Genomic DNA, 420 nt, shown 5'->3' on the forward strand with positions numbered 1-420 from the left:
GGCTCGGCGTGATCGCCAGCGTCCAGCCGGCATTCGACGCACAGTGGGGCGGCGGCGACGGCATGTACAGCCGGGCGCTCGGCACCGAGCGTGCCCGCACCCTCAACCCGTTCGCCGCGATGGCCGCGGCGGGGGTCTCCCTGGCCCTCGGCTCCGACGCCCCCGTCACCCCGCTCGACCCRTGGGCGATGCTGCGGGCCGCGGTCAACCACCGCACCGAGGGCCACGGCCTGTCCCCGCGGGCCGCCTACTCCGCCGCCACCCGTGGCGCCTGGCGAGCCGGCGGCGTCCGGGACGGGCTGGCCGGCACCCTGGTCCCCGGCGCCCCCGCGTCGTACGTGATCTGGGAGGCGGGTGAGCTGGTGGTCAGCGCCGCCAAGGACTCCGTGCAGCGCTGGTCCACGGACCCCCGCTCCCGGG

General features: G+C 77.8%; 1 protein-coding gene. It reads left to right on the forward strand.

The features are described from left to right. On the forward strand, positions 1 to 420 hold a 420-nt coding region (locus AC1DYG_RS20090), incomplete at both ends, for an amidohydrolase family protein (protein ID WP_477641602.1).

It is taken from the genome of Pedococcus sp. P1_H8 (genome assembly GCF_056405175.1).